Annotated in this window: 2 protein-coding genes and 1 pseudogene; all 3 read right to left on the reverse strand. The window is 68.8% G+C overall.

All coding sequences use genetic code 11. From position 1 onward, the window contains the following. Nucleotides 1-1600, reverse strand: a 1600-nt coding sequence (locus A9X01_RS14835) for an FHA domain-containing protein (protein ID WP_155772102.1), incomplete at its 3' end; no start/stop codon positions are given. A gap of 88 nt (nucleotides 1601-1688) precedes the next feature. After that, a pseudogene (locus A9X01_RS14840) lies at nucleotides 1689-2927 on the reverse strand (serine/threonine-protein kinase); the annotation flags it as partial. Between the two features lie 105 nt (nucleotides 2928-3032). Further along, nucleotides 3033-4325, reverse strand: a 1293-nt coding sequence (locus A9X01_RS14845; RefSeq protein ID WP_065121502.1) for a serine/threonine protein kinase, incomplete at its 5' end; no start/stop codon positions are given.

The following is a 4325-nucleotide window of genomic DNA, read 5'->3' on the forward strand; positions in this document are numbered from 1 at the left end:
CGGGCCCTACCATCTCAAGCGGTTGCTGGGCCGCGGCGGGGAAGGGGGAGTCGTGGTAGCGGGCGGTCCAGTCGGTGGTGGTGTCGTTTTCGAGCAGGATGAACAGGTCGGCGAAGTCGGTGCAGTGGAAGTAGCCCAGGGCTTGTTGGGGTGGGCCGAAGTAGGCCAGTCGGCCGCCGGGGGCCAGGACCAGCAGTCGGTCGCACATGTTGAGGTGGGCGATGTTGTGGGTGACCACGACCACTGAGCGCCCGTCGTCGGCCAGGCTGCGCAGGGTTTGCATGACGGATTTCTCATAGCCGGGGTCGAGTCCGGAGGTGGGTTCGTCCAGGAACAGCAGCGAGGGTTTGGTCAGTAGTTCCAGGGCGACGCTGGTGCGTTTGCGTTGGCCGCCCGAGAGGCTGTCGATGCGTTGGTCGGCTTGGGTCATCAGGCCCAGTTCGGTGAGGACTTCGTCGATGCGTTGGTGGCGTTCGGCGGCGCTGACGTCGTGGGGGAAGCGCAGTTGGGCGGCGTAGTTCAGGGCGCGGCGCACGGTCAGCGGGGTGTGCAGGATGTCGTCTTGGGGGACAAAGCCGATGCGGTGGCGCAGTTCGTCGTAGTTGTCGTAGAGGTCGCGTTGGTCATAGCGCACGGTGCCCGCGGTGGCGGGGCGGAATCCGGTCAGCGCGCCCAGCAGGGTGGATTTGCCGGCTCCGGAGGGGCCGACCACGGCCAAAAGGCTGCGTTGGGGCAGCACGAAGCTGACATCGGCGAGCAGGGTTTTGCCTTTGGGGGTTGCCACGCCCAGGTGGGTGGCTTCATAGGAGATGTCGCCGGTGTCGACGTATTCGACCAGCCGGTCACCGGACAGGTGCAGCAGTTGGTGGCCGATGCCCACGATGTCTTCGGGCCCGATCACCGCGCGGGTGATGCGGGTGCCGTTGACGTAGGTGCCGTTGGCGCTGTGGTTGTCGATCAGTTCCCAGCGTTGACCCGAGCGGCGCAGCAGGGCGTGTCGGCGTGAGACCAGCAGGTCGTTGAGGACCACGGTGTTTTCCGGGGCGCGGCCGATGCTGACCACCACCGCGTCCATGGTGTGTACCGCGGTCGGGGTGCGCACCGACCCGGTCTGGCCCGTGCCCGGACTCGGCGCTGCCACCGCGCCGGTGATGTCAAGTACCGAGGTGGCCTCCACCCCCGCACCCGACGGGTCCGGCGGGGCGGGGGGCAGCGGCACCTGCACCACCTGGGTGGTCGCTTCCCCGATCGAGGACCCCGCCGCCGGGGGTTCGTTGCCCAATGGCTGCACCTCGAGCAATTCCCCGGAGGTCACCGACCCCAACACCACCCCCACCGGCCCGGTGATCGTCAACCGCTCCACCCGCTGCCCGGCCACGAACATCCCGTTACTGCTGCGATTGATCAGCACCCAGCCGGCCGGCGACGGCTCCAACACCGCATGCACCCGCGAGATCCGCGGATTCTCCAACCGGATATCCACCTCACTGGAACGCCCCAACCGCCACACCCGATCCGGCGTCACCCGCCACGTCCGGCCACCCCCGCGCAGCTCCAGGCGCGCCAGCTCAGAAACCGTCGTCCCCGGCGTGTCGTCCATGCAAAGCCTCCGGTATGCCGACCAAGCTGCCCCGAATCATTCCCCTTGCAGGCCCCGCAGCGCTACGACTCACGAGGGCGAAGCCCGTGGAGGTCGCGGTGCCGGTATGTCTGGTGTTGTCGTCCCGGGTGGCCGCGTAGATGCCGATGACGGCCAGTATCAAAACCAGGACGACGGCAACGACTGCGGCAACGATTTCCCAGGTGTTGTGGCGCCGCGGCGGCGCCGGGTGCCACGGCATCGGCCCGGCGAAGGGTTGCGGCGGTGGCAGGGCGCCTTGGAAGCCTCCGAAGGGGGCCGGGCCGCGCGGATAGCCGGGCGGCGCCACGGGGACGCCAGGCTGGCGCGGGATCGGACCGGACGGGCCGGGCGGCATGACCGGTTGAGGTGGGGGCGGGGCGGGTCGGTACCGAATGGTCCGCGGGTCGACGGGCGGCGGCAGCACCGCTTCCTGGCTGCGACGCACGATGTCGGCGACCTGGTCCTGGTCGGGTTCGCTGAGCGCCTGCTGCGCGGCGCGGGCCAAATCACCGGCGCTGGGATACCGATCGGCCGGCTTCTTGGCCATCCCGCGAGCGATCACCGCGTCCAGCGCCCGCGGCACTCCCTTGCGGGCCGCGCTCGGCCGGGGGATCGGATTGTTCATGTGCGCGCTGATCAGTACGCCGGCACTGTCGGACTGGTACGGCGCGCTGCCGGTCAGGCTCTCGTACAACACGCAGGCCAGGGCGTAGATGTCGGCCCGGAAGGTCACCTGGTCGTTGCCAAAACGCTCGGGCGCCATGTATTTCCAGGTCCCGACGGCGGTGCCCAGCTGGGTGATCTTCTCGTCAGTGGTGGCGCTGGCGATGCCGAAGTCGACCAGGTAGGCGAAGTCGTCGCGGGTGACCAGGATGTTGGGTGGTTTGACGTCGCGGTGCATGACACCGGCGGCGTGGGCGGCGTCCAGGGCCGAGGCGATCTGGGTGATGATCGCGACCGCCCGGGACGGCGACAGCGGGCCTTCCTGGGCGATCATCTTGTCGAGGTCGGTGCCCTCGACGAGGCGCATCTCCAGGAACAGCTGGCCGTCGATCTCCCCGTAGTCGTGGATGGGCACCACATGCGGTTCCTGCAACCGCCCGGCGATGCGGGCCTCGCGCTTCATCCGCTCGCGAAACACCGGATCCTTGCTGACGTTTTCCGACATCAGCTTGACCGCGACGGTCCAGCCCTTGACGGTGTGTTCGGCCTCGTAGACCTCACCCATTCCGCCCCGGCCGAGGGGTCGCTTCAGGCGGTAGGGCCCGAACATCGAGCCCTCACGCGAGTCCGGCGCCGCGCCCATCGCTGATCCCCCCAACCGAGGCTCGCCCGCCAGCCCGCAATACCGTTGGCTCACCTGAGCTTTGGCGCGCCGAGCGCCAAAACCGCGGTCCGCCAATCGGTTTGGTCAGCCGTACTTGGCCCACCAATTGTGCAGGTCTTCCAGAGTAGCGGGATCCCCGAACGCGTCACTGAGCATCAACTTGCCTTCGTTGCTCCAGATGACGTTCGGGTGGTTTTTGTAAGTGCCGCAGGCGATCATCCCCGCCGTCACCGTCGGATCCCGGTCGTAGTGCCACCCGTCCGGCGACGGGCCTTCTCCCGGGCAGTTCGTCAACTGCACGGCCGCGATGTCGTCGTTGAACGCGGACTTCAACGTGGCCAGGTTCGGGAACAGGCCGTAGATCGCCCGACTCGGGCCGCCTTGGTTGGTGTTCTGGCCACAGTCGAGCATGGCGATCGTGTTGGTCCAGACGCTGTTCGGCTTGGGCGTCGTGGGTGTGCATGTCCCGGACGGATAGCCCGAAGGCAGCATCGACAGCAGCTTGCTCTGCGGACTGCCGCCGGGAGTTGTCGTCGGCGAACTCCTCGTGGTGGTGGTGGTCGTGCTGGAGGAGGCCGTGGTGGTGTCGTCCGCGTTGTGATTGTCGCCCGGTTTCGTCGCGTACCAGATACCGATGCCGGCGACGATGAGAACGACGACCACCGCCGCGGCGGCCGCCACGATGGGCCACGGGTTGCGTTTGCCCCCCGGGGGTTGACCGCCCTGGGTCCAAGCGGCGGGACCGGCCGGTGGCTGGCCGCCGGGTGGCGTGCCGCCCCAGCTACCGCTCTGGAAGTACTGCGGGGCCTGCGGAGGCTGCGGAGGCGGACTCGAGCTCGGAATCGGGCCGCTGGCCGGCCCCCAGGAGGGCTGGCTCGGCGGGGCCTGGCGCTGCAACGGCCCGGATCCGATCGGGTCGCCGTAGGCCGGCGGCGGCGAATACTGCGGCGCACTGGGCAGCGGGCCGCTGCTGGGACCGGACGGTGGCGGCGTCACCGCGGTGCCGGGCAGCGTGGACTCGCGACTGCGGCGCAGGATGTTCTCGGCGTGGTCCTGGTCCGGGTCGCTGAGCGCGTCGTGCGCGGCGCGGGCGAAGTCCCCGGCGCTGGCGTAGCGGTCTTCGGGTTTTTTGGCCATGCCACGGGCGATCACCGTGTCGAAGGCCTTGGGAATGCCGGCCCGTTGCGCGCTCACCTGGGGAATGGGATCCATCAGGTGGGCGGTGACCAGAGTGGTCGCGCTGTCGGCGCGGTAGGGCGGAGCGCCGGTGAGGCATTCGTAGAGCACGCAGGCCAGGGCGTAGATGTCGGCGCGGTAGGTGACCTCGTCGTTGGAAAACCGTTCGGGCGCCATGTATTTCCAGGTGCCCACCGCGGT

The organism is Mycobacterium asiaticum (assembly GCF_001668675.1).
Classification (GTDB): Bacteria; Actinomycetota; Actinomycetes; order Mycobacteriales; family Mycobacteriaceae; genus Mycobacterium; species Mycobacterium asiaticum_D.